Source organism: Halomonas sp. GFAJ-1 (assembly GCA_002966495.1).
In the GTDB taxonomy this organism is placed as follows: Bacteria; Pseudomonadota; Gammaproteobacteria; order Pseudomonadales; family Halomonadaceae; genus Vreelandella.
In genome coordinates this window covers 3,273,454-3,296,532 of sequence record CP016490.1, presented here as the reverse complement: position 1 = coordinate 3,296,532, position 23,079 = coordinate 3,273,454, and the positions used below count along the sequence as shown (strand labels likewise).

At 52.0% G+C, this 23,079-nt stretch carries 22 protein-coding genes; 14 read left to right on the top strand and 8 right to left on the bottom strand.

Annotated features, from left to right (window positions below; genetic code table 11):
- The first annotated feature begins 12 nt into the window (after window positions 1-12).
- From BB497_14845 to BB497_14830, 4 genes are all read left to right on the top strand, one after another.
- On the top strand, window positions 13-1,134 hold the full coding sequence (locus tag BB497_14845; GenBank protein ID AVI63895.1) for a beta-ketoacyl-ACP synthase III: 1,122 nt from the start codon (window positions 13-15) through the stop codon (window positions 1,132-1,134).
- 99 nt (window positions 1,135-1,233) lie between these two features.
- Complete coding sequence (locus BB497_14840) at window positions 1,234-2,019, top strand: ABC transporter (protein AVI63894.1); 786 nt, start codon at window positions 1,234-1,236, stop codon at window positions 2,017-2,019.
- A gap of 8 nt (window positions 2,020-2,027) precedes the next feature.
- Window positions 2,028-3,221 carry a serine/threonine protein phosphatase gene (locus BB497_14835; GenBank protein AVI63893.1) on the top strand — a complete coding sequence of 398 codons (1,194 nt, stop codon included), beginning with the start codon at window positions 2,028-2,030 and terminating at the stop codon, window positions 3,219-3,221.
- Window positions 3,211-3,726, top strand: a complete 516-nt coding sequence (locus BB497_14830; protein AVI63892.1) for an anti-anti-sigma factor — start codon at window positions 3,211-3,213, stop codon at window positions 3,724-3,726. Before BB497_14835 ends, BB497_14830 begins: the two co-directional genes overlap by 11 nt.
- Before the next feature lie 167 nt (window positions 3,727-3,893).
- On the opposite strand, the gene BB497_14825 is transcribed toward BB497_14830, so the two are convergent.
- A complete protein-coding gene (locus BB497_14825) occupies window positions 3,894-4,832 on the bottom strand; it encodes a transaldolase (GenBank protein ID AVI63891.1) in 939 nt (312 codons plus the stop codon).
- Between the two features lie 139 nt (window positions 4,833-4,971).
- Here BB497_14825 and BB497_14820 point away from each other — a divergent pair, with 139 nt between their 5' ends.
- From BB497_14820 to BB497_14780, 9 genes are all read left to right on the top strand, one after another.
- Window positions 4,972-6,165: a Bcr/CflA family drug resistance efflux transporter gene (locus BB497_14820; protein AVI63890.1), complete on the top strand. Its 1,194-nt coding sequence runs from the start codon at window positions 4,972-4,974 to the stop codon at window positions 6,163-6,165.
- Window positions 6,166-6,177: 12 nt separating this feature from the next.
- Window positions 6,178-6,909 carry a hypothetical protein gene (locus BB497_14815; protein AVI64369.1) on the top strand — a complete coding sequence of 244 codons (732 nt, stop codon included), beginning with the start codon at window positions 6,178-6,180 and terminating at the stop codon, window positions 6,907-6,909.
- Between the two features lie 180 nt (window positions 6,910-7,089).
- Window positions 7,090-8,010, top strand: a complete 921-nt coding sequence (locus BB497_14810; protein ID AVI64368.1) for a phosphate-binding protein — start codon at window positions 7,090-7,092, stop codon at window positions 8,008-8,010.
- Between the two features lie 149 nt (window positions 8,011-8,159).
- Window positions 8,160-10,448: a phosphate ABC transporter permease gene (locus tag BB497_14805; protein ID AVI63889.1), complete on the top strand. Its 2,289-nt coding sequence runs from the start codon at window positions 8,160-8,162 to the stop codon at window positions 10,446-10,448.
- 15 nt (window positions 10,449-10,463) lie between these two features.
- Window positions 10,464-12,140 (top strand): phosphate ABC transporter, permease protein PstA, encoded by a 1,677-nt coding sequence (locus BB497_14800; protein ID AVI63888.1) that lies wholly within the window; start codon window positions 10,464-10,466, stop codon window positions 12,138-12,140.
- Between the two features lie 79 nt (window positions 12,141-12,219).
- The gene (locus BB497_14795) at window positions 12,220-13,008 is read left to right on the top strand and encodes a phosphate ABC transporter ATP-binding protein (GenBank protein ID AVI64367.1); all 789 of its coding nucleotides are present in this window, start codon (window positions 12,220-12,222) and stop codon (window positions 13,006-13,008) included.
- A 124-nt stretch (window positions 13,009-13,132) separates the two neighbouring features.
- On the top strand, window positions 13,133-14,164 hold the full coding sequence (locus BB497_14790) for a type I glyceraldehyde-3-phosphate dehydrogenase (protein AVI63887.1): 1,032 nt from the start codon (window positions 13,133-13,135) through the stop codon (window positions 14,162-14,164).
- A 16-nt stretch (window positions 14,165-14,180) separates the two neighbouring features.
- Complete coding sequence (locus tag BB497_14785; protein ID AVI64366.1) at window positions 14,181-15,392, top strand: MFS transporter permease; 1,212 nt, start codon at window positions 14,181-14,183, stop codon at window positions 15,390-15,392.
- Window positions 15,389-16,543 (top strand): hypothetical protein, encoded by a 1,155-nt coding sequence (locus BB497_14780; protein ID AVI63886.1) that lies wholly within the window; start codon window positions 15,389-15,391, stop codon window positions 16,541-16,543. The genes BB497_14785 and BB497_14780 overlap by 4 nt, the downstream gene beginning before the upstream one ends.
- An 18-nt stretch (window positions 16,544-16,561) precedes the next feature.
- Here the strand turns inward: BB497_14780 and BB497_14775 are convergent, their stop codons facing one another.
- The 3 genes from BB497_14775 to BB497_14765 all read right to left on the bottom strand — a co-directional run bounded on the left by BB497_14775 (window position 16,562) and on the right by BB497_14765 (window position 18,581).
- Window positions 16,562-16,795, bottom strand: coding sequence for a redox-active disulfide protein 2 (locus BB497_14775; GenBank protein AVI63885.1), 234 nt, complete (start codon window positions 16,793-16,795; stop codon window positions 16,562-16,564).
- Window positions 16,796-16,843: 48 nt separating this feature from the next.
- Window positions 16,844-18,193 (bottom strand): permease, encoded by a 1,350-nt coding sequence (locus BB497_14770; GenBank protein ID AVI63884.1) that lies wholly within the window; start codon window positions 18,191-18,193, stop codon window positions 16,844-16,846.
- Between the two features lie 100 nt (window positions 18,194-18,293).
- Window positions 18,294-18,581: a hypothetical protein gene (locus tag BB497_14765; protein AVI63883.1), complete on the bottom strand. Its 288-nt coding sequence runs from the start codon at window positions 18,579-18,581 to the stop codon at window positions 18,294-18,296.
- Between the two features lie 86 nt (window positions 18,582-18,667).
- Here BB497_14765 and BB497_14760 point away from each other — a divergent pair, with 86 nt between their 5' ends.
- On the top strand, window positions 18,668-19,036 hold the full coding sequence (locus tag BB497_14760; protein AVI63882.1) for a transposase: 369 nt from the start codon (window positions 18,668-18,670) through the stop codon (window positions 19,034-19,036).
- A 548-nt stretch (window positions 19,037-19,584) separates the two neighbouring features.
- Here the strand turns inward: BB497_14760 and BB497_14755 are convergent.
- The 4 genes from BB497_14755 to BB497_14740 form a co-directional block, all read right to left on the bottom strand.
- Window positions 19,585-20,244, bottom strand: a complete 660-nt coding sequence (locus tag BB497_14755) for an arsenical resistance protein ArsH2 (GenBank protein AVI63881.1) — start codon at window positions 20,242-20,244, stop codon at window positions 19,585-19,587.
- A 15-nt stretch (window positions 20,245-20,259) separates the two neighbouring features.
- Window positions 20,260-21,327, bottom strand: coding sequence for an Arsenite efflux pump ACR3 family: arc3 (locus BB497_14750; protein ID AVI63880.1), 1,068 nt, complete (start codon window positions 21,325-21,327; stop codon window positions 20,260-20,262).
- A 15-nt stretch (window positions 21,328-21,342) separates the two neighbouring features.
- Window positions 21,343-22,062 (bottom strand): arsenical resistance protein ArsH1, encoded by a 720-nt coding sequence (locus BB497_14745; protein AVI63879.1) that lies wholly within the window; start codon window positions 22,060-22,062, stop codon window positions 21,343-21,345.
- Window positions 22,063-22,239: 177 nt separating this feature from the next.
- The gene (locus BB497_14740) at window positions 22,240-23,046 is read right to left on the bottom strand and encodes a hypothetical protein (protein AVI63878.1); all 807 of its coding nucleotides are present in this window, start codon (window positions 23,044-23,046) and stop codon (window positions 22,240-22,242) included.
- Window positions 23,047-23,079: the final 33 nt, after the last annotated feature.

Sequence of the window (23,079 nt, the reverse complement as noted above, 5' to 3'; positions counted from 1 at the left end):
AAGGAGAGTTGCATGACAAATGTGGTGATAACCGGTACAGGGCTTTATACGCCGGAACACGCCATTGATAATGAGGCGCTGGTCGCCGCATTTAATGCCTGGGTAGATAACCAGAATACTCATAATGCTGATGCCATTGCGCGTGGGGAGCAGCCGCCGCTAGCCCACTCCAGTAGCGAGTTTATTGAAAAAGCATCCGGCATTAAAAGCCGCTATGTGTTAGACGCCTCCGGTATTCTTGACCCTGAGCGTATGCGGCCTAAACTGCCTCAACGTAATAATGACGAGTCATCAATTCAGTGCGAGATGGCGACTAATGCAGCGCGCCAAGCATTGGCGGCAGCCCAAGTGACGCCAAGTGATATCGAACTGGTCATTGTTGCGTGCTCTAATCTAGAGCGTGCCTACCCGGCGGTGGCGGTAGAGGTTCAGCAAGCATTAGGCACGAGTGGCTATGGCTTTGATATGAATGTCGCCTGCAGCTCAGCTACGTTTGCGCTTGAAATGGCAGCCAATGCAATTGCCTCTGGCAGCGTCAAACGAGCCCTGGTGGTTAATCCTGAAATTTGCTCAGCGCATCTAAATTTCACAGACCGTGATAGCCACTTTATTTTTGGCGATGCGTGTACTGCAATGGTGCTGGAACATAGTGCAAGTGCAGTAGCTGAGCTGCGCTATGAAATTCTCGGTACTCGGCTAGTAACCAAGTTCTCGAACGCCATCCGTAACAACGCTGGCTTTTTGAACCGCATTACCGATAGTGACCCATTGGCTCTAGATAAGCTGTTTGTACAAGAGGGCCGACGGGTATTCAGAGAGGTCTGCCCGATGGTGGCGCAGTTAATCACTGATCATCTGGCTTCGTTAGAACTTGCTGGCAGCGACTTAACGCGAATGTGGTTACATCAGGCTAATCGCCATATGAACGACCTCATTGCGCGAAAAGTGCTGGGTCGGGATCCCAGCGAAGAGCAAGCGCCAATCATTCTGGATCGTTACGCAAATACCAGTTCGGCAGGTTCGATCATTGCCTTTCACCTTCATCGCGACAACTTTGCATCCGGTGATATTGGCGTTATTTGTTCGTTTGGTGCAGGCTACAGCGCCGGTAGCGTGGTTATTCGCCGCCAGTAATCGCCTATAGGCTCACGCTTCGTCGTAGAGGTGTTAGTAAAAAGGCTCGAGAAAGAGCGGTGACAAAAGGGGCGTTAAAACGTTGAGAGAGGAATTATCATGCTGAGGTTGTTAGCCAAGCAAGCGCCTGGTAGCCGCGTGCGACAGGGATTGCTGCCTATATTGCTGCTAGCCACGCTAGGCATGGGGGGTTGCGCCAGTACCAGCGCAACTATGGCAGAGGAAGCCCATCCAGAAGACCCATGGGAAGGCTTTAATCGTCGTGTATTTGCCTTTAACGACGTGCTGGATCGCTATGCGCTCAAGCCGGTGGCGACAGGTTATCGCAATGTCACGCCTGAACCGGTGCAAACAGGGGTAGGTAATTTTTTCTCCAACCTGGGGGAAGTGCGTACCGCGATTAACAGTCTCTTACAGGGCAAGCCCGCTAATGCTGGTTTAGCTACCTCACGGTTTTTGATTAATTCAACGTTTGGTGTAGGTGGTTTGTTGGATTACGCAACTCACATGCAAATTACCGCTGATCAAGAAGACTTCGGCCAAACGCTGGCGGTGTGGGGGTGGGAAGATTCGCGTTACTTAATGCTGCCGCTGTTAGGCCCCAGTACGTTAAGGGACACTGCAGGTCTACCCGCTGATATAGCGACTAATCCGTTGTTGTATATAGAGGATGATGTTGTAGAGGTTAGCTTATTGGCGCTTAATATTGTGGATATCCGCGCAGGTCTATTAGACCAAGAAGAGCTTATTCGTGGAGATCGCTACCGATTTATTCGCGATGCTTATTTGCAGCGCCGTCAATTCTTGATTAACGATGGCGAATTAGGTGATGACCCTTTCGCCATGGACGATTTTGAGTTTGGTGACGACGATTTCGCCGATTGAGGCTTAACATGGATCATTCCAAACAGTTGATCGCGGTAATTGATGAGCCAGGGCCAGAACGCGACGCGCTGGCACAAGCGGTTACCTGTGACGGTATGTCGGTGTTTGCAGCAGACAATATCGAGTACTTGCCTGCAGGAACCTCACTGATTGTGGCGCATGCACGTGCGGTGCCGCGTCAGCAGTGGTCGAAACTAATCCTCCGGTTGCCTACGCTAGTGGTCAGCGATACCCGACAAGATGCCGATCTAATTAAAGCGATTGATGTAGGGTTAGTGGATTATATTGTCCATCCACTGCGTCATGCAGAACTCCTGCGGCGCATGATTCGGAAAGCAATAGAGCTGCACGAGCTTGCGTTAGAGCGCGACCGTGATCGGGAGCGTTTAGCAGAGCTCAATGATAGCCTTGAGACGCATTTGGCCTTACTCCGCATGGATCAGCAGAGCGGCGGGCATATTCAGCGGCGCCTTTTGCCTACTCATCCTAAAGTAATTAACGGGGTCTATTACGATTACTGGTTTGCTCCTTCGCTCTATTTGTCAGGCGATTTTCTTGATTACCAGCGCTACAACGAACGCTATAGCACCTTCTATTTTGCTGATGTGTCGGGGCACGGCGCGTCCTCTGCGTTTGTTACGGTGTTGTTAAAATACCTGTGTAATCGGTGGCTTAGCGAGTGGGATGGGCAGCAGCCTGAGCAGCTGGCCCCTAACTGGCTGGCGGCCTTGAACCGGGAATTGCAGGATACTGACATCGGCAAGCACGCGACCTTATTCGTGGGGGTTATTGACCATGAGGACAAGACTCTGCACTATTCGCTCGGGGCGCAGCTGCCTATGCCATTATTGGTAACGAACGGTTCTCTTGTGCGCTTAGCCGGGGAGGGGATGCCAGTAGGTCTTTTCCCTGATGTGGAGTATCCTTCACTCAGCTGTGCACTACCCTCTGAGTTTCAGCTATGGCTATGTTCAGATGGGATATTGGAATGCTTGCCGGGTAAAACGCTCGACACGCGGCTCAAGGAGCTTGAGCAATTAGTAAGCGAAAGTGTCACGCTTGAGCAGTTGCGCGACCGGCTAGCCCAAATGAATGTGCTCCTGTTAGAAGGAGATGCAGACAATGAGGCGAACCAAGACCGCGATGCTTTGCCCGATGATCTAACAATCATGATGGTGAGCGGATTTGGTCATGCTGATTGAAGAAGGCCGTATTAAGGCGGCGTTCGACTCCGGTGTTTTTGTTTTAAAACTGTGTGGCGATGTGCGTCTAACGCTATGCGCAACGCTTGATACTCAAGCACAGCGTCTTGCCGAAACCCCAGGGTTGCAGGCGGTAATGATTGACTTGCGTGAAGCCACTAATGTGGACTCAACGGCGTTGGGCTTTCTTGCCAAAGTGGCGATGGCGGTGAAAGGGCGTTTAGAACAGCCGCCAACCATTATTGCCGACAATCCTGATGTTCGCCAAATGCTGGATGTGATGGGGTTTGCACGTTTTTTTTCATTAATGGAAGCGCCCTTGCAGCCGGAGGCGCCGTTAAACAATGTGCTAGAGGAATTACCCGAAGTGCCAGCTGATGAAAAGGGCCTTCGCGATAGAATCTTGGAGGCGCATCGAATTCTTATGCATATGAATGAGCATAACCGTGAGCAATTTCAACCGTTGGTGGAAATGCTTGAAGCACAAGACACGGCTGCGTTTTAACGTCTCTTAATCACGGTTGGTTGGTTTGTTTTCTGGCACGCCACTCACCGCCATTTTGATAAGCGCTTTTCCCTTAAGCGAACACATTCCCCCTATGGATCACTATTCATAGGGGGGATGTTCGTATAAAGGCGAGGGGTAAACAGGTGCGTTTGGGCGCGCGTTTATTAGCTGCTGCGCAGGGTGCTTAACAGCTCTTCAAGCTTGCGCTGGTCGGCCATAAATTTGCGGATACCTTCGGCAAGTTTGTCACTGGCCATCTCATCTTCATTCATTGCCCAGCGAAAATCTGCCTGCGTCAACGCTTCATTAGATGAGCTGCTGGCGCCCAAAGGTGTCAATTGACGGGGCAGTTCACCTTGGGCTTTGTCGAGTTCATTAAGCAGAGCAGGGGAGATTGTCAGCCGGTCACAGCCAGCCAGTGCCTCTATTTCACCTATATTACGAAAGCTTGCTCCCATCACAATGGTGGGGTAGCCGTGGCCCTTGTAATATTCGTAAATACGCTTAACCGACTGTACGCCGGGGTCATTGGCCCCGCTGAAATCAGCGTTGGGGTCTTTCGCTTTGTGCCAATCCAGAATGCGACCTACGAATGGCGAAATCAGCGTGGCGCCGGCATCAGCACACGCCTGGGCTTGGGCAAAGCCGAACAGCAACGTTAGATTAGTGCGAATACCGTCGCGCTCAAGCTGACGCGCTGCCTGAATGCCCTCCCAGGTTGAGGCCATCTTAATTAAAATGCGCTCTGCGCCGACGCCGTGCTTGGCATAGCGTTCAATCAGCGAGTGGGCTTTAGCAATGGTGGCTTCCCGGTCAAACGAGAGGCGTGCACTCACCTCCGTGGAGACATAGCCGGGCACCAGCTTGCTAATTTCGCTGCCGATATCGACCGCCACGCGTTCAGCGGCGTCATCAAGGTCAGTACTCTCTTTGGCTATTTCGGCTAAGCGTGCACGGCGCTCCTCTTGTTGCGCTGCTTGGAGAATGAGCGATGGGTTAGTGGTGGCATCCTGCGGCTGAAAACGGCGAATAGCCTCAAGATCGCCGGTATCAGCGACCACGGTGGTCATCTCTTTTAACTGGGTCAGTAGGCTAGTGGCCATGCGTAGCTCCTTGCGTTGTCGTTAAGGTACTTTAGCAAGGGGCGAGCACGGCGAACAGAGACCGACAAACCAATTCAAATCGATTATAATTAGCGGCCTATCTTTATTCTCTAGCAGCAGTTTTATACCAAGGACCACCATGGAGCTGAATCCACGCAGGGTAGCGCTATTGGTTGCAGCCAATACCGCGCTTGCACCCTTTGCTATTGATGCGTATCTGCCCGCGATGGGCATTCTGGCCGAAAATATTAATGCCAGTATTCACCATACTGAACTTTCAATTAGCATGTTTTTATTCGGTTTTGCGATTGGACAGCTCTGTTTTGGGCCAGTGTCGGATCGCTACGGGCGAAAGCCGGTACTGCTTAGCGGACTAGTGGTCTTTATGCTCGCCAGTTTGATGATCACCACGGTGGATAGCTTAAGTTCGCTGCTGCTTTGGCGGTTTATTCAAGCATTGGGGGGTGGGGCCTGTGTGGTGAACTCTGCCGCCATCGTGCGGGACTGCTTTAGCGGGCGTGAAGCCGCTAAGGTGATGTCTACCATGGCGATGATTATGATGCTGGCGCCGTTGATAGCCCCGGCGGTGGGCAGCGTGCTGCTCTATATTGCTGGTTGGTGGCTGATCTTCGTGTTTTTGGCAGTGTACGCAGGTTTTTTGCTCTGGCTGTTAGGCACCCGGCTACCCGAGACCCGCGACACCAGCCTACCCGCAGCTTCGCCCCACCAAGTAGTGCGCAACTATGCGAGCGTGTTGCGCCATCGTGAAGCCATGGGCTACATCTGTGCCGTAGCGGCATCCTTTGCCGGGCTATTTGCGTTTATCACCGCGTCTCCGTTTCTCTATTTAGAGTATTTCGGCTTATCGCCGGGGGTGTACCCGTTAGTGTTTGGTGTGAATGTCGTCATGATCGCGCTATCTAATCGCGTAAATATTCATCTTTTGCGCAAACGTACTCCCCAACAAAATTTACGCTTGGGTCTCGTTATTCAGTTTATTGCAGCGGCGGGGCTTGTTGCGGCAACGGCGTTGAATGTGGCCTCGATTTATGTGGTTGTGCCGCTGGTGATGCTGTTCACTGGGATGATCGGCTTAATTACCCCCAACGCAATTGCCTCGCTGCTAGACCACTTTGGCCATATCAGCGCAACGGCGACGGCGCTATTGGGGGGTATTCAGTTTAGCTGCGGGGCGCTTGCTGGGGTGCTGGTAGGGCTATTTCAAGTAGAGCACTTGTGGCCAATGGTACTCACCATGCTAGGGGCTGCGTTGCTAGGTAATATTGGCGTTAGACAATTAACCAAAACACCCGCAATGGAAAGTGGTCAGTGATGCATGGTGCAAATGAGTAGCTTACTGCCGTGGATCGAAATGCCATTAGGCGTATGGCTAGCCTGTTCAGCCGTGCTGCTGCTTGGCGCATTTGTACAGCGCGCTACCGGTTTTGGCCTAGCGGTTGTTGGCGCGCCGTTACTTTTGATGTTAGAGCCCCGGTTAGTGCCGGTAATACTGGTGCTGTTTGGGTTGACCGTTTCTTTAATGATGGTGCGCCACTACTGGCACGAGGTGAGCTTAGACGCGATAGGTGTGGCCTTAATTGGCCGTTTACCGGGCAATGCATTAGGGATCTGGTTGCTGTTAGCTGCGCCAATGGTCGTGCTGGAAAAGCTGATTGCCGCGATTGTACTCTTTGCCGTACTGGTCACACTTTTTCGCTTTAAACTACCGGTTAATCGTATTTCACTGTTTATCGCAGGCGTGCTCTCCGGCATATTTGGCACTGTTGCCGCCATAGGCGGCCCACCTATTGTACTGCTGATGCACGGTTTTTCGCCGGACCGCATGCGCGGAAATCTCGCCGCTTTCTTTATTTTAACGTCGTTCTTAACTCTTACCACGTTAGCCCTCGCCGGTTTGGTGAGCGTCTGGCATTTTAAGTTGGCGCTCACTTTCCTACCGGCGGTGTTAGTGGGTAATACTCTAGCGGATGCCATTGCTCATCGTTTAGATAAGCGTATGCTTCAGGGCGCCTCGCTTGCGCTATGTACCTTAGCCGCCCTGGGTCTGCTGATCTGACGACTCATGCCCTGTTTATAGTCATAAAAGTTTCATGAACAACCTGGGGGTATGTCACCGAAGTGTCATAAGCCGCTTTTATAGTGACAACCATCGGTCGGCAAACAAAGATCGAGTACACAAGCTGTTACTGACCCCCAGGAGACTCGTATGAAACTTAAAGCTCTAGCCGCTGCTGTTATTGGTACGTCACTGATCTCAACTCATGCTTTAGCAGTTGATCCTAACCTGCCAGAATATGAAGCAGTGAGCGGTATCACAGGCAACATGAGCAGTATCGGTTCAGACACGCTTAACAACCTGATGACCCTGTGGGCAGAAGAATTTGCTAACTTCTATCCCAACGTTAATATCCAGATTCAAGGTGCGGGCTCTGGTACAGCGCCGACTGCACTGACCGAAGGAACTGCGCAGTTTGGCCCAATGAGCCGTGCAATGCGTACTAATGAAATTCAGGCGTTTGAAGAGCGTCATGGTTACCCGCCCACCATGGTGCCGGTTGCTATCGATGCCTTGGCAATGTATGTCAACCAAGACAACCCGATTGAAAGCATCACACTCCCGCAAATTGATGCCATTTTCTCTAGTACCCGCCGCTGTGGCTACTCAGATGATATCACTCGCTGGGGTCAGCTGGGTCTAGATGGTAGCTGGGAGAATCGCGACTTTACCCTTTACAGCCGTAACGCTGTCTCTGGTACCTACGGTTTCTTTGCTGAAAACGCACTGTGCGGCGGTGACTTCAAAGACTCCATCAATGAGCAGCCTGGATCAGCTTCCGTTGTTCAAGGTGTGAGTGAGTCAATCAATGGTATTGGTTATTCTGGTATCGGCTACATCACTTCTCAGGTGCGTGCTATACCGGTTGCTCGCGACGAAGGTGAAGAAGCCTTTGAAGTTGATCAAGAACAGTACCCATTAGCGCGTCAGCTGTTCGTTTATGTAAATAAGCACCCCAACGAAGATTTAGCGCCGCAGCAAGCTGAGTTCCTGCGCATGGTGCTTTCACAGCAAGGACAGGAAGTGACAGCGCGCGATGGCTATATCCCGCTTCCAGAAACAATTGCTAGCCGTGTTCGTGCAGAACTTGGCCTAGATTAACAAGTGATTACCATCTAATAGCCGGGGGTGCTTTGCACCCCCGGTTTTTTTATGGGATCTGCGCCGTATGAAGTGCTTGTCATCAATTTGTCACGTTAGCTGGATACTCTCAGCGTACCTTTCCACTTGCCCGGAATTGCCAATCCATTATGAATGACATTTCCCAATTATCGACGCTGAAACGACGTGGCTCGCTTTTGCCCACCCCTGAAGAGCGCGAAAAACGTAGGCGAAGACGCATGTTCAAAGATAGCTTTTCTCGATACGGCATAGGTGCCGCCGGTATCGGGGTGGTTATCGCTTTAGGGATGATTTTTGTTTACCTTTTTTCGGAAGTTTTTCCGCTATTTGCCTCTGCAAAAGTAGAGACGCAGCAAACCTATCAAGCGCCTGGTATTGAAGAGGGTGAATCCTTAGAGCACTTAGTGGTAGACCGCTACGACGAGCTTGGCGCTAGCTTCTCAAATACGGGCCGAATCACATTTTTTGAGCTTGAAGATGGCGCAGTCCGCACAAGCTTTGATATGGCCCGTCCTGAAAACGCTGAGCAAACCACCTTTGCGAAAGGGTTCGCCACTACTCGCAGCTTTGCTTACGGCTACGATAACGGCCAGATAACCTTGGGTGTGGTGGATTACAATATTTCATACCCTGAGAATCAGCGTTTAATAGAGCCGGTGCTTGAATTTCCGCTAGGTGAAGACCCCATCACCATTGATGAGGAGGAGCGCAGCATTCGCGTGCTCGGGTTACAAATGAGTAGCCGCGGCATTTATGCCGCAGCAGCTTTAGAGGACGGAACATTACAAGTTACCTCTTTTGATGTGCGCGAAAATGTAATGACGGGCGCTGTGACCATTGAGCAGACATCAGCAGAGCTACCTGGAATTGAAGGTGAGGCGCGTCAAATCCTCATCGACAACCGTTACCGACACCTCTACGTGTCAGATAACAGCGGCTATATACACCACTACGATATTGGCAATCTCAATAATCCCGAGTATCGCGGAGCGGTTAAGGTCACAGATGACGGCTACGTATCGGAAATGGCGTATCTGAATGGCACGGTGTCCATTATTGCAGGTACCAGCGATGGTCAAGTGCGCCAATACTTTCCCGTTCGCAATAGTCAAAATCAGCACGATTTAATGCATATACGCGACTTCGCTCGCTACGACGCACCTATTACTTATATCGAGGCTGAATATGCTCGCCGCGGATTTCTGGTAGGCGATGAGGCAGGTAACTTAGGTATTCATCACGCCACCGCGTCGGCAGATGTGTATAAAAGCACGAAGATGGATGGGCCGCTGACCCGCATTGCCATATCCCCTGTGAACTCAACGGCGCTCTTGGTCGATGAGAATAATCTGCTAGAGATGGCAAGCGTAAGCAACCGTCACCCAGGTATCTCCTTCACCTCACTCTGGCGCAAGGTGTGGTACGAAGGCAGTAGTGAGCCGCGCTATGTATGGCAGTCCACCGCGGGTGGTGATGAGTTTGAGCCAAAGATGAGCCTTATGCCGTTAACCGTCGGTACTTTGAAGGCTGCCTTTTACGCCATGCTGTTTGCCACACCGTTGGGCCTAATGGGGGCTATTTATACGGCTTACTTCATGTCGCCTAAATTGCGCGGCAAGGTAAAACCAACCATCGAGGTAATGGAAGCATTACCAACGGTAATTTTGGGCTTTTTGGCAGGTCTTTGGTTGGCACCCTTTATCGAAAATAGACTCCCCGCTGTTTTTGGCATTCTTATACTGATGCCGATTGCCATGCTCGCGTTTGCATTCGCATGGAGCCGACTGCCATCTAATGTTAGAAACCGCATCCCTGATGGTTGGGAAGCCGTATTGCTAGCGCCCGTTATTATTTTAGTGGGTTGGTTCTGTGTATCTATTAGCCCCTATGTGGAAATCGCCTTCTTCGACGGTAGCCTTCGCCAGTGGTTAACGGACAACGGCTTTAACTATGACCAACGCAACGCACTGGTAGTAGGTATCGCGATGGGCTTTGCGGTAATACCAACGATTTTCTCTATCGCTGAGGACGCCGTCTTCAATGTGCCGAAACACCTGACCCAAGGGTCGTTGGCGCTAGGTGCGACGCGCTGGCAAACGGTGGTGGGCGTGGTGTTGCCAACGGCCAGTATCGGTATGTTCTCCGCTGTGATGATGGGCTTTGGGCGCGCGGTAGGTGAAACCATGATCGTGTTAATGGCAACCGGTAACAGCCCGGTAATGAACTTCAACATATTTGAAGGCATGCGCACGTTATCTGCCAACATCGCGGTTGAGTTGACGGAATCTGCAGTAGGGTCAAGCCACTTCCGGGTGCTGTTCTTAGCCGCACTAACGCTACTAGCGATGACTTTTATCTTGAATACGTTAGCTGAACTGGTGCGTCAGCGCCTTCGTAAGCGTTACGGCAACCTTTAATTCCAGGAGACAGTGATGAAATCATGGTGGAAAAGCGGTGCCCCCTGGATTTGGTTGAACGGTGGCGCAGTCGCTATATCAGTGATTATGGTGCTGGGGTTAATTGGCTTGATTGCAGTGCGAGGTCTCAGCCACTTTTACCCAACAGAAATAGTCGAATTTCAAGTAGGCGACCCGGAGCTTGGTATTGGCCAAATGATACTGGGCGAGCATGTTCGCTCTGAATCGATTCCGGTTCCGGTCGCCCGTGATGCAGGTATTGCGGTTCCTCCTGAGCTGGAAAATGACGACATTGTAGTACGTCATTTGATTAAGCAGGGTAACCGGGATGTGACGGGGCAAGATTTCGCCTGGTACGCCGAGCTGCAAATGAGTGAGTGGCAAGCACCGGTTGACGCTATGCGCATTGAGCGCCGTGAATGGGGCGATTTCATTGGCTTCCCGCTAAGAGTTTTAGAAAATGGCGAAGTGATTGCCGAAGGCGAAGGGCTGTGGGATGCGCTGCAAGAGCGTATTGCCCGGAGCAATAACCTCTACCGGGAATTGCGCCAGATTGAGCGAAATGACGTCGGTATTATAAGTGCGGAAATGGAGCAACTGCGTATTAGACAGCGTGCTCTTCAGCGTAACCCCGATATCGCTGCCGATGCATTAGCGATTGAATTGGAAAATATTTCTGCTCGCCAAGCAGAACTTCAATCTGCATTTCAGGATTTACAGGTTGAGATAAGCGCGCTGCGCAATGCGTTAAACAGAGATACGCTGGTCGCGAGCGTCGTAGGCGGGCAGGAAGTGCAAATCCGCTTGGGCGATATTGTGCATGCAGTGCAGCCTAATAGCCTGTCTTTCCCGCAAAAAGTGGTCGAATATGCTCAAGAATTTTGGAAATTTATAAGCGGTGAACCTCGTGAAGCTAACACCGCTGGAGGGATCTTCCCGGCCATTTTCGGCACCGTGACGATGGTGTTATTGATGTCGCTGATCGTTAGCCCCTTTGGTGTTCTAGCGGCTATATATTTGCGTGAGTACGCTCATCAGGGACCGTTGCTGCGGTTAATTCGGATTTCTGTATATAACCTAGCGGGCGTTCCGTCCATTGTTTACGGTGTATTTGGTCTTGGTTTCTTCATCTACACACTTGGCGGGTCTATTGATCAGCTGTTTTACTCAGACCGTTTACCAAGTCCAACCTTTGGTTCGCCAGCGCTTATCTGGGTGTCCCTCACCTTGGCACTGTTAACCTTGCCTGTCGTGATCGTCTCGACTGAAGAGGGGCTTTCGCGAATTCCTGTCAATATTCGTCAAGGATCGTTAGCGCTTGGGGCAACTAAGTCAGAAACGCTGTGGCGGGTAGTGGTCCCTATTGCAACACCTGCCATGATGACGGGCATGATTTTGGCGATTGCCCGCGCAGCTGGCGAAGTAGCTCCGTTGATGCTGGTGGGGGTGGTGAAGTTGGCACCTACATTGCCGGTTGATGGTAGCTTCCCATTCCTACATTTAGACCGTCAGATTATGCATTTGGGTTTCCATATTTATGATGTTGGTTTCCAAAGCCCCAATGTGGAAGCAGCCCGCCCATTGGTATACGCAACGGCGTTGGTACTGGTGATACTTATTATCGTGCTGAACTTGGCCGCTATTAGTATCCGGAACCGTCTGCGCGAAAAATTCCGTGCGGCTTCAGATTAAATAATCACCCAAATACCCTATTCGTCTGGGCGTTAGACCCCAAAGGATGTAAAGAGGATTTAAGATGACGCTTGAAGCAATTGCCACTACCAAAGATCACGCCATGACCAACCGAGATATTACGTTTAAAGTACGCGATCTCAATTTATTTTATGGCAAAGATCAGGCGCTAAAAGGCGTCAACATGGATATTTTACACAAGAAAGTAACCGCCTTTATTGGGCCTTCCGGCTGTGGAAAATCTACCTTGCTGCGTTGTTTCAACCGGATGAACGATCTTGTCGATATTTGCCGGATAGAAGGCAAAATTCTTTTAGACGGCAATGATATTTATGATCGTAGCGTTGACGTTGCTGAACTGCGTCGCAAGGTAGGCATGGTATTTCAAAAGCCCAACCCTTTCCCTAAATCGATCTATGAAAATGTCGCTTACGGGCTGCGGCTGCAGGGCATTAATAATCGTTCTGTACTCGATGACATCGTTGAACAATCGCTTAAAGGCGCAGCGTTATGGGATGAGGTGAAGGATCGACTCAACGATAACGCTTTTGGCCTTTCAGGTGGTCAGCAGCAGCGCCTCGTAATTGCGCGTGCCATTGCCATTGAGCCAGAAGTGCTGCTGCTTGATGAGCCTGCTTCTGCACTGGATCCTATTTCGACGCTCAAAATTGAAGAGCTTATGAGCGAGCTCAAAGAGAAATACACTATATTGATTGTTACTCACAATATGCAGCAAGCGGCGCGTGTTTCTGACTACACCGCGTTTATGTATATGGGTGATTTAGTCGAGTTTGGTGAAACCAATAAAGTCTTTACCGAACCCGACAAAAAGCAAACCGAAGACTACATTACGGGCCGTTACGGCTAGCGATACATTACCAACAGGCTAGCCTACCCAATGGCAAGCCTGTTGGTATTTTTTTAACTGCACACATATGATTTATCGCATATAAAAAGTAATCTAGAACGCACCTGTTTAGGAGAGTTTATTCATGGTATTACGTATCGGTATTAACGGGTTTGGTCGTATTGGACGCTTGGCGCTGCGCAGCCTGTGGGCTGAGGTTGAAGCAGGGGCCGTTGAGCTGATTCGCATTAATGATCCAGGCGGTGATGCGGCAACGTTTGCCCACTTATTAGAGTTTGACTCAGTACACGGTCACTGGTCGCCAGGCAAAGGGATTACCGCTTCCAGCGATGGAATTGTCTTGGATGGTAACTCTGTCGCCTTTAGCGCTAATACAAGGATTACCGACAGCGATTGGTCTGGCTGCGATGTGGTCATTGAGTGCTCGGGCAAGATAAAAACCACTGAAAAACTTCAGGCCTACCTGGATCAAGGCGTTGCCCGGGTGGTGGTCAGCGCACCTATAAAAGAAGCGAGTGTGCTGAACGTGGTAGTAGGCGTTAATGACCATCTTTACGACCCTGCACAGCATAAGATTGTGACCGCTGCCAGTTGCACCACCAATTGCTTGGCGCCCGTGGTGAAAGTGATTCAAGAAACCTTTGGTATTCGCCATGGCTCAATGACCACGGTACACGACATTACCAATACCCAAACCATTCTAGACGCCCCGCATAAAGATCTACGCCGTGCCCGCGCCTGTGGCATGAGCTTAATACCAACAACAACGGGCTCCGCGAAAGCGATCACTGCAATTTTCCCTGAACTGGAAGGCAAGCTGAATGGTCATGCGATTCGCGTACCGCTGGCTAACGCATCGCTCACCGATATGGTGTTTGAGCTAGAAAAGGACGTGACTGTTGAGGAAGTGAACCAAGCGCTGAAAGATGCGGCAGAAGGCGCCCTGAAGGGGGTTTTAGGTTACGAAGATCGCCCACTGGTATCGATTGATTATCGCACCGATCCACGCAGCTCCATTATCGATGCGCTCTCCACCATGGTGGTCAATGGTACTCAGCTTAAGCTTTACGCTTGGTATGACAACGAGTGGGGTTACGCCAACCGCACGGCTGAGCTGGCGCTGATGGTCGGCACTGAGCAGGTGAGCCGTGGCTGATTCACCCTTGCTGAATATGCAGGCCCGTATTAAGGCGCTACCTTTCGAGGTGCGCCAATACATGCTGATCACCGGCAACTACTGGGCATTTACCATTACCGATGGCGCGCTGCGCATGTTGGTAGTGATGTATTTTCACCAGCTAGGTTACTCGCCGCTGCAAATCGCCATGCTATTTTTATTTTACGAAGCCTTCGGCGTGGTGACTAACCTTATTGGCGGCTGGCTCGGCGCGCGGTTGGGCTTGAATCGCACGATGAACGTGGGACTAGGGCTGCAGATCGTGGCGCTCGGAATGCTCATGGTGCCTGCTGGGATGCTCACGGTGGTGTGGGTGATGGCGGCGCAGGCGCTGTCCGGCATCGCCAAAGACTTAAACAAAATGAGTGCTAAAAGTGCCGTCAAAGTGCTGGTACCTAAAGAGAGCGCCAACGCCAATAGCGCGCTTTACCGCTGGGTAGCGATGCTGACCGGCTCTAAAAACGCACTGAAAGGCCTCGGCTTTTTCGTTGGTGGGGTGCTGTTAACGCTGATTGGTTTCCGTGGTGCGGTCATTGCCATGGCGGTGATGCTTGGCGCGGTATTATTAATCTCTCTGTGGCGCTTAAAGGCAGATTTAGGGCGCCAGAAGGTAAAGCCCAAGTTTTCGGAGATTTTTTCGAAATCCCGTGCCATTAATGTGCTTTCGGCGGCGCGCTTTTGCTTGTTTGCTTCAAGGGATGTCTGGTTCGTAGTAGCGTTGCCGGTGTTTTTATATGACCAGCATGGCTGGACCCACTGGACGGTAGGCGGATTGCTGGCAGCGTGGATTATTGGCTATGGCGGCGTACAAACCCAGGCACCTAAGCTGACTCGGTTGATTAAAGGGGATGCCCGTGCGCTAACCGCAGGCTGGGCAGCTGCTTTGGCAGTGTTGGCGATTGCCCTGGCGATGCTGCCGCTGGCGCAGGTGGGCTGGCTGGTGGTTGGGCTTTTAGCGTTTGGTGTGCTATTTGCGATTAACTCTAGCTGGCATAGCTATCTCATCGTTCACTACGCCCGTGCTGATGGCGTCTCAATGGATGTCGGTTTTTACTATATGGCCAATGCCATGGGGCGTTTGGTAGGAACCTTGCTGTCAGGCTGGTTGTATATGGCTTACGGATTGAGCGCTTGTCTTTGGGTATCAGCGGCCTTAGTGGCGGCCAGTGCAGTGATGGCACTGGCACTGCCTAGACAAGTCGCATGATTCGTTCGCCCAGGTTTGGTTTAACGCTCACCTTAGGCAGTGCACAAACCCTTTCCTGGGCCTCAAGCTATTATTTGCCCGCCATTCTTGCAGTGCCGATAGCACAAGAGTTAGGTATCTCAACCGGCTGGGTATTTGGCGCGTTCTCAGCGGCTTTGCTGCTAACAGCGATGCTCGGGCCTAGCGTTGGTCGATGGATCGACAGGCAAGGCGGGCGAGGCGTGTTGATGGCCTCAAACGGGGTAATGGCACTGGGCCTTGGCATAATGGCCGTGTCTCAGGGGTTGCCCTCGCTAATCCTTGCTTGGCTGGTGATGGGGATTGGGATGGCGATGGGGCTATACGATGCTGCTTTTGCCACCTTAGGCCGATTATTAGGGCGTCAAGCCAGGGCATCGATTACCGGTGTCACGTTGGTCGCTGGATTTGCCAGCACGGTAGGTTGGCCGCTCACAGCCTGGCTGGAAAATGAACTCGGTTGGCGTACAGCCTGCGGCGTCTGGGCCATGCTGCATATCTTAATAGGCCTGCCACTGAATACTCGCCTGCCCAAAGCAACTGATAGTGCGGCCCAGCAAGATGACGACAAATCGGCACCGTCGCCGGAGCGTCCTCGCTTGGCGATGATGTTATTAGCCTATGTGTTTGCCGCGGGCTGGTTTGTCTCAACGGCGATGGCGGCTCATCTGCCTAGACTTTTGCAGGAAACCGGCGTATCGCTTTCGGTGGCAGTGGCCGCCGCTGCCTTAGTGGGTCCTGCCCAGGTGGCGGCAAGGGTGGGTGAGTTTGCGCTGCTTCGCCATTTGCACCCGCTGGTAGCCGCACGCGTGGCCACCACGCTGCACCCGTTAGGCGCAGCATTGTTAACGGCCGTTGGTATGCCCGCTGCCGGTTTTGCGTTACTGCACGGCGCAGGTAACGGCATGATGACCATTGCGTCTGGTACATTACCGCTGGCGTTATTTGGCCCCAAAGGATTTGGGCGTCGGCAAGGGCTGATTATTGCCCCGGCGCGTGCGTCTCAAGCACTCGCACCCCTGCTGTTTGGCCTGCTGATAGAGCAAAGTGGTGCCAGTGCGCTGTGGCTTACAGCCCTGTTAATGCTGGGCGCGACGCTGGTGTTGCTATGTATTCGCGTGACTAGCCAATAGGGCTGTGTCATCGACGCCTTATGCTGAGAGTAGCTTCTGAATCTCCTCGACGCTGGCTACTTTACCTTCGATCACTACCTCGTCATCGATTCCCAGCGCAGGTGTGCGCATGATGCCTTCATCAATAATGGCGTTCACATCAGTAATTTTCTCGATTTCCACCGTTAGGCCGAGAGCATTGGCGGCTTGCTTTGCGTTGTCGGTAAGTTGCTGGCACTTCTTGCAGCCGCTGCCGTATATCTTGAGTTTCATAAAATCACTCCTTTAGGTTTACAACAAAAAAGACAGATTTAGTTTTTCTCAAGGCCATAACTGGCCGTATAGATAACCTGAAAATGTTGCCATCACGACGACAAGTGCACAGTAAACAAGGGTTTTCTGCGTGCCTATAATAGTTCGAATGACTAGCATGTTGGGTAGCGACAGTGCTGGTCCTGCCAACAGCAGTGCCAGCGCAGGCCCTTTGCCCATACCGTTCCCGATCAGCCCCTGGACGATAGGTACTTCTGTAAGGGTCGAGAAATACATAAAGCCGCCCAACAGCGAGGCGAGAAAGGTCGAGCGTAAGCCGTTATCACCTACCGCCAGGACTACCCATTCTGAGGGAATCAGGCCTTCTTCTCCTGGGCGGCCTAGTAACAGCCCAGCCACAAATACCCCAACCAGCAGCAGTGGCACAATCAGTTTGGTGAATTCCCAGCTCTGCTCTGCCCACTCGCGGTCTTCGTCACGCAGGGTGGCAATCAGCATAAGGCCAATAATACCGGTCACGAACGCCAGCTCAGGCACGCTTGGCACTAGTAAAGCAGCGGCGGCGACGGCACTTGCCAACACCGCTACTTGGTGTAGCGGCCAGTTCCAGCGGCGAATCAGTAGCAGAGCGAAAAGTCCGGAGAGTAAGGCAGTGATATGCCACTTGTAGGCATAAATGGTCATCCAGGCAGCGCTGTCGGCTGCAGCCCAGTTGGCGAATACCAAAATGCCCACCATGAGTCCAAAAAATACGCCGATTTGGCCTAGGGGGCGGGAAAGTTCACCGCTGAAGCCGCGGCTGTTTTTGGTTACACGAGCCTGCTCTTCACGACGGTACATAAGGTGCATGATGACGCCAATGACCACGGCGAATATAATCGCGCCGATGGCCCTGGCTAACCCCAGCTCAAAGCCCAGCACTTTGGCGGTCACGACAATCGCCATAATGTTGATAGCGGGCCCTGAATAGAGAAAAGCAATGGCAGGCCCCAGGCCTGCGCCTCGGCGATAAATACCCCCAAAAAGCGGCAGTACGGTGCAAGAGCAAACGGCCAGTAGCGTGCCAGAAACCGAGGCCATACCAAAGGCGACCGGTTTGGAGGCGTTTGGTCCCAGGTAGCGCATCACGGCGCCTTCGCTTAGGTAGGCTGCCATTGCACCAGCGATCAGAAAAGCCGGCAGTAGGCAGAGAATGACGTGCTCTTGCGCATACCAGTGTGTCAGCCGGACTCCCTCCAGCACGGCATTATCGAAGCGAGCTGTTCCGGCGGGCAGGAAGTAGATCAGCAGGAAAATTCCTACGACAGCTGCAAGCCAGCGCACTTGATGGGGGTTCTCCTTGGCGAGGTAAAGCAGGCGGCCGGCAAAGGAAGGTAATGGAGAGCTAGGTTCCGGCATGTGGTACCTCGCATAGGTCTGAAAAGAATATTCTTATAATAATATGTGGATGTGCATATGTTGTCCAAATTAGTTTGGCTGATAGCGTAATGCTGCAAGCTTATTGAATAGCGACACCATCCACATACAGGTGGCGCAACTTCCACCAGCCTTCGACACCAATGCGCAGTCCCTGAGCAGCCAGTTCGGGGGCAATATAGATCGAAATACCATCTTGAGTATGGTGCTGATAGTCATGGACATCATCTGGCCGCCGCGTTTCAGCCACCGCCAGGTTTGCGAGGCCACCGCAGCAGCCGTGGCGAGGGGAAAGGCGGACGGTGACGACGCCGCCTTGTTGTTTGATGAAGTCGGCGGCGTTGCTATCGATATCAATGACATCCTTCATGGCTCACCCCGCACGTTGTTTTAGGTTTTGTACGAAAAGCCTTATCTGCTAACTTTACCTATGCAAAAGCAGCATAGGGGAAAACAATGGTCGGACGTTACGAGATTTCTGATGACGGCTGGGCACAGATCGAAGATATCGTGGCTCCTCCTCAAACCATGGGCAGACCCAGGCGGGATGACCGGAAAATGCTCAATGGTGTCTTCTGGGTACTGTGCTCTGGTGCTAAATGGCGTGATTTACCCGAGCGATATGGTCCTTGGTCGACGGTTTATGACCGGTTCCGCAAGTGGCGTGATGACGGCACCTTTGAAGCGGTACTTTCTCGCTTGCAGCTTAAGTTACGTGAAGATGGGCTTATGGATCTAGACACGTGGATGATCGATGCCACTTCCGTGCGAGCCACACGCGCTGCCGCTGGAGGCGGTAAAAAGGGGGTTCAACAGAACCGCTAGACCACGCGCTCGGCCGTAGCCGCGGCGGTTTAACAACCAAAATTCATTTGGTTTGTGATCGTCATGGCTGGCCACTGGCGTTCACACTGTCTCCTGGTCAAGAGGCAGATTCTCGTCACTTCGTTGCGACATTAGAGAGCATTCATCTACCAGGTGGCGTCGGGCGTCCTCGCAAACGTAGTCGCTATGTGGTGGCTGACAAAGGATACGACAGCGATGAGCTGCGTCATTATTGCGACAGGCACGGCATGAAACCCGTGATTGCTCAGCGCAATATGCACCGAAGAACCCGGCCTGGGCTACCTAGACGGTTCGATAAACCGAAATATCGGCAACGGAATGTGATAGAACGCTGCTTTAGCTGGCTTAAAGAATGTCGCCGGATCGCCACACGCTATGAAAAGCTGGCAAGTAGCTTTAAGGCGATGGTATTCGTGGCGTGCATCGACCGTTGCTTGCGAGCCAACTTTTCGTACAAAACCTAGTCTGAGCGCGTTTATTAAGGCCTACTGGGATTTATAGTTGCCAATAGGCCGTTGTTAAGCGTACTAGTCCCGCGGGGCATTGCGCTGAGCAGGCGATTGTTTAAACGCTGGTGATAGCGTTTTGGGGTCTTGTTCGGCTTTGTGCGCTTTGGCTGCGTCTGCCCACCAGGTTAATTGCCCCAATGTACGGCCAAAATAACTTTCCCAGCGTTCCTGTTCCTGAGCAAATTGCCCATCGTCATTCAGCGCTTCTTGCGCTTTAGGGATATGGATCATTGCAGATACGGGTAAACAACCCAATTCCGATAGAAAGGTGCGCATACCCACTGCAGCGCGTGCGCCTCCCCATTGCCCCATGGAGTAAGTGACGATGGCGCTGGGCTTAAACGCAAACAGGGACGCGCCAAAATGATTTAGTAAATGGCTCAGCGCCGGGCTCATGGAGTGATTATATTCTGGGCTGATCATCACGTAGCCATCGGCTTGTTCAATTTTGCCGGCAAGGGCTTCGAGGTCATCGGGAACCTCTTTTTTTGCATAGGCAAAATGCGGCTTGAATGCTGCGGGTAGCGATAGTGTCAGCGGATCAATAATTTCTGCCGTGGTATCAGGCAGTGAAGAGAGCAAACGCTCACAGGCTTTTGCTACCCGTTCGCCTAAGCGAGCAGGGGCAGGCGGCGTAGAAGTGCGTGTTGAGCCAAGAAAAATAAGATAATGCGCCATAGGTAACGCTCCTTGTTATGTGTTTTCGGGAAAATGCTGGCGGGTTTTGTTAGCAATGCGCACCAGCGCGAGCATCAGCGGTACTTCGACGAGGACACCAACGACTGTAGCGAGCGCGGCACCTGACTGTAGGCCAAACAGCGCAATGGCTGCTGCGACCGCCAATTCAAAAAAGTTGCTGGCACCGATCATGGCGCCGGGGGCCGCGATGTTATGCGGCACGCGCCACGCTTTGGCCCAGCCATAGGCGATAAAGAAGATTAAAAACGTTTGAATAATCAGCGGAATGGCGATCAATACGATATGCAGCGGATTGTTCAGAATCACTTCGCCCTGGAAGGCGAAGAGTAGCACCAGCGTGATAATCAACCCAATCGGCGTAATGGGGCCGACACGTTTCATAAACACGTTGTCGTACCATTCAGTGCCATACTTCGCGATCAGTGTTTTACGGGTGAAATAGCCCGCCGCAAGCGGAATCACGATGTACAGCACCACGGATAAAATAACCGTGTCCCAAGGTACCTGGATGTTCGAAATGCCGAGTAAAAAAACCACCAGCGGTGCAAAGGCAAACAGCATAATCAAGTCATTCAACGCCACTTGAACAAGGGTGTAGGCCGCGTCACCTCGGGTTAGGTAGCTCCATACAAATACCATCGCTGTACAAGGCGCTGCCCCCAGAAGTATGGCGCCCGCTAGATATTGGCTGGCCAGCTCTTCAGGAATGAAGGGCTTGAATATCACCATGAAAAATAGCCATGCAAGCGCAAACATCGTAAACGGCTTGATCAGCCAGTTGACCGTGGTGGTAATGGTCAGGCCTTTTGGCTGGCGGCGTACCCCTGCGATAGCACTGAAGTCAATCTGCGCCATCATGGGGAAAATCATCGCCCAGATTAATACCGCAATGGGTATAGAGACCTGGGCATACTCAAACCGTGATAGCACCTCTGGTACGGCAGGGGCGAACTGCCCAAGTGCAATTCCAGCGACAATGGCAATCGCTACCCATATGGAAAGGTAGCGTTCAAATAGCCCCATATCGGCGCTAGAGGGGGAGGCGTTGTTCTGGGTTGTCATAAAATCACTCCCTGATTAAATGGCGCGTTGGTTGACGCGCTTGGAGACGTCTTCGGCGCTCTCTTTACGTTCAGAGTAGCGGTCGGTTAGCAGATCACTGCGCTCACGAACCAGCAGGGTGAATTTCACCAGTTCTTCCATGACATCCACAATGCGGTCATAAAACGGCGAAGGTTTCATTCGGCCGTTGTCGTCGAACTCCATAAAAGCTTTGGGCACTGACGACTGGTTGGGAATCGTCACCATGCGCATCCAGCGGCCTAAAATACGCAGCTGATTTACCGTGTTGAATGACTGGGAGCCGCCGCACACTTGCATCACGGCAAGGGTTTTACCCTGAGTAGGGCGAACGCCGCCTAGTGCCAGAGGAATCCAGTCAATTTGTGCTTTCATAATGCCGGTCATCGCGCCGTGGCGTTCAGGTGAGCACCACACCATGCCATCGGCCCACTGCGCCAGTGTACGCAGCTCATCCACTTTAGGGTGGCTTGCATCTTCCGCATCGGGCAAGGGTAAACCGCGTGGGTCAAAAATCGTTGTGTCAGCTCCCATTGCATTGAGTAGTCTAGCGGCTTCTGCAACGGCTAATCGGCTGAAAGAGCGTTCACGCAGAGAGCCGTAAAGCAGCAAAATCTTTGGTGCTGGCTGGTCGCTAGGCGGAAGCATCAGCGTTTCATGGTTAGGCACAGTGAAGATGTTGGGGGCTACGTTAGGTAAATCATTTAGCAAAGTCATAGAAGCTCCTAGTTAGGCCAATGTATTCATTAGTCTCTATGATATATGATTTACCATATATTGATAGTCGACCAAAAAGACTCGATTAACAAGCCGCCGTGTCGACTGCGCCTTATGTGGCTAGGAACACTAAAGGACTAGGCGGCTCGCAATTGCTGGGGGGTAGCAGTGTTATGCTTAAGTAGGCTGGGAAGGTACCAGAATCACGGGGCAAGCAGCGCCTTCTAGCAGTGCCTTAGCGGTGCTGCCTAGCAGACGTTCACGTAACCGGCTATGACCCTGTTGACCCACGATAATGAGATCAGCATGCCAAGCGTTGGCCTCGTTAATGATGGCCTGTTTAAACTCGCCAGCAACAATGACGGTATCAAGTTTGGGGATGCGAGCTGCCAGAGCGGTTAGGTGTAGCTGCGCCTCTTCAAATCCGTACCCATCGGTTTCGAGTAGACTTTCAGCGATAATGGCAACGCGATGCTGAAAGTGGAGTGCCAAACTATGAAAAAGGCGTTCGGCTTTACTCGCTGCGGCAGACATATCCGTGGCGAGCACGACCGTCGTATAGCTGCTGCCATGCTTTACGTTAGTGACTGGCTCTAGCCATAGCGGTACGCGAGTGAGGTGGGCGAGGTTAAGTGCAGTGCTGCCAAGTAACATTTCTTGCCAGCGTCCTTGTCCTTGGCAGCCAATGAGAATTAAGTCCACGTCATGGTGTTCGGCGTAGTCCGCCAGCAGCTCGCTGGGCTTACCAGCGTCTACATGATACGTGATGTCCAGGCCTAAATCGTTGAGCGGCTGGGCGTGAACAAGTAGCTGTGCGTAAAGTTGTTCAATATTTTGCTCCGTAGAGGGCGTTGCACTTTTGGGGCTAATAATATGAACAAGACTAACGCGCTTAACACCTTTGGAGCGCAGGCGAATTAAGCGTTGTTCTAAAAGCGGCCAAGCGGGTGAAAAGTCCATGGCAATCATGACATGAGGGAACATATAGCCTCCTAATACCGCTTACCCGTAGTGAAC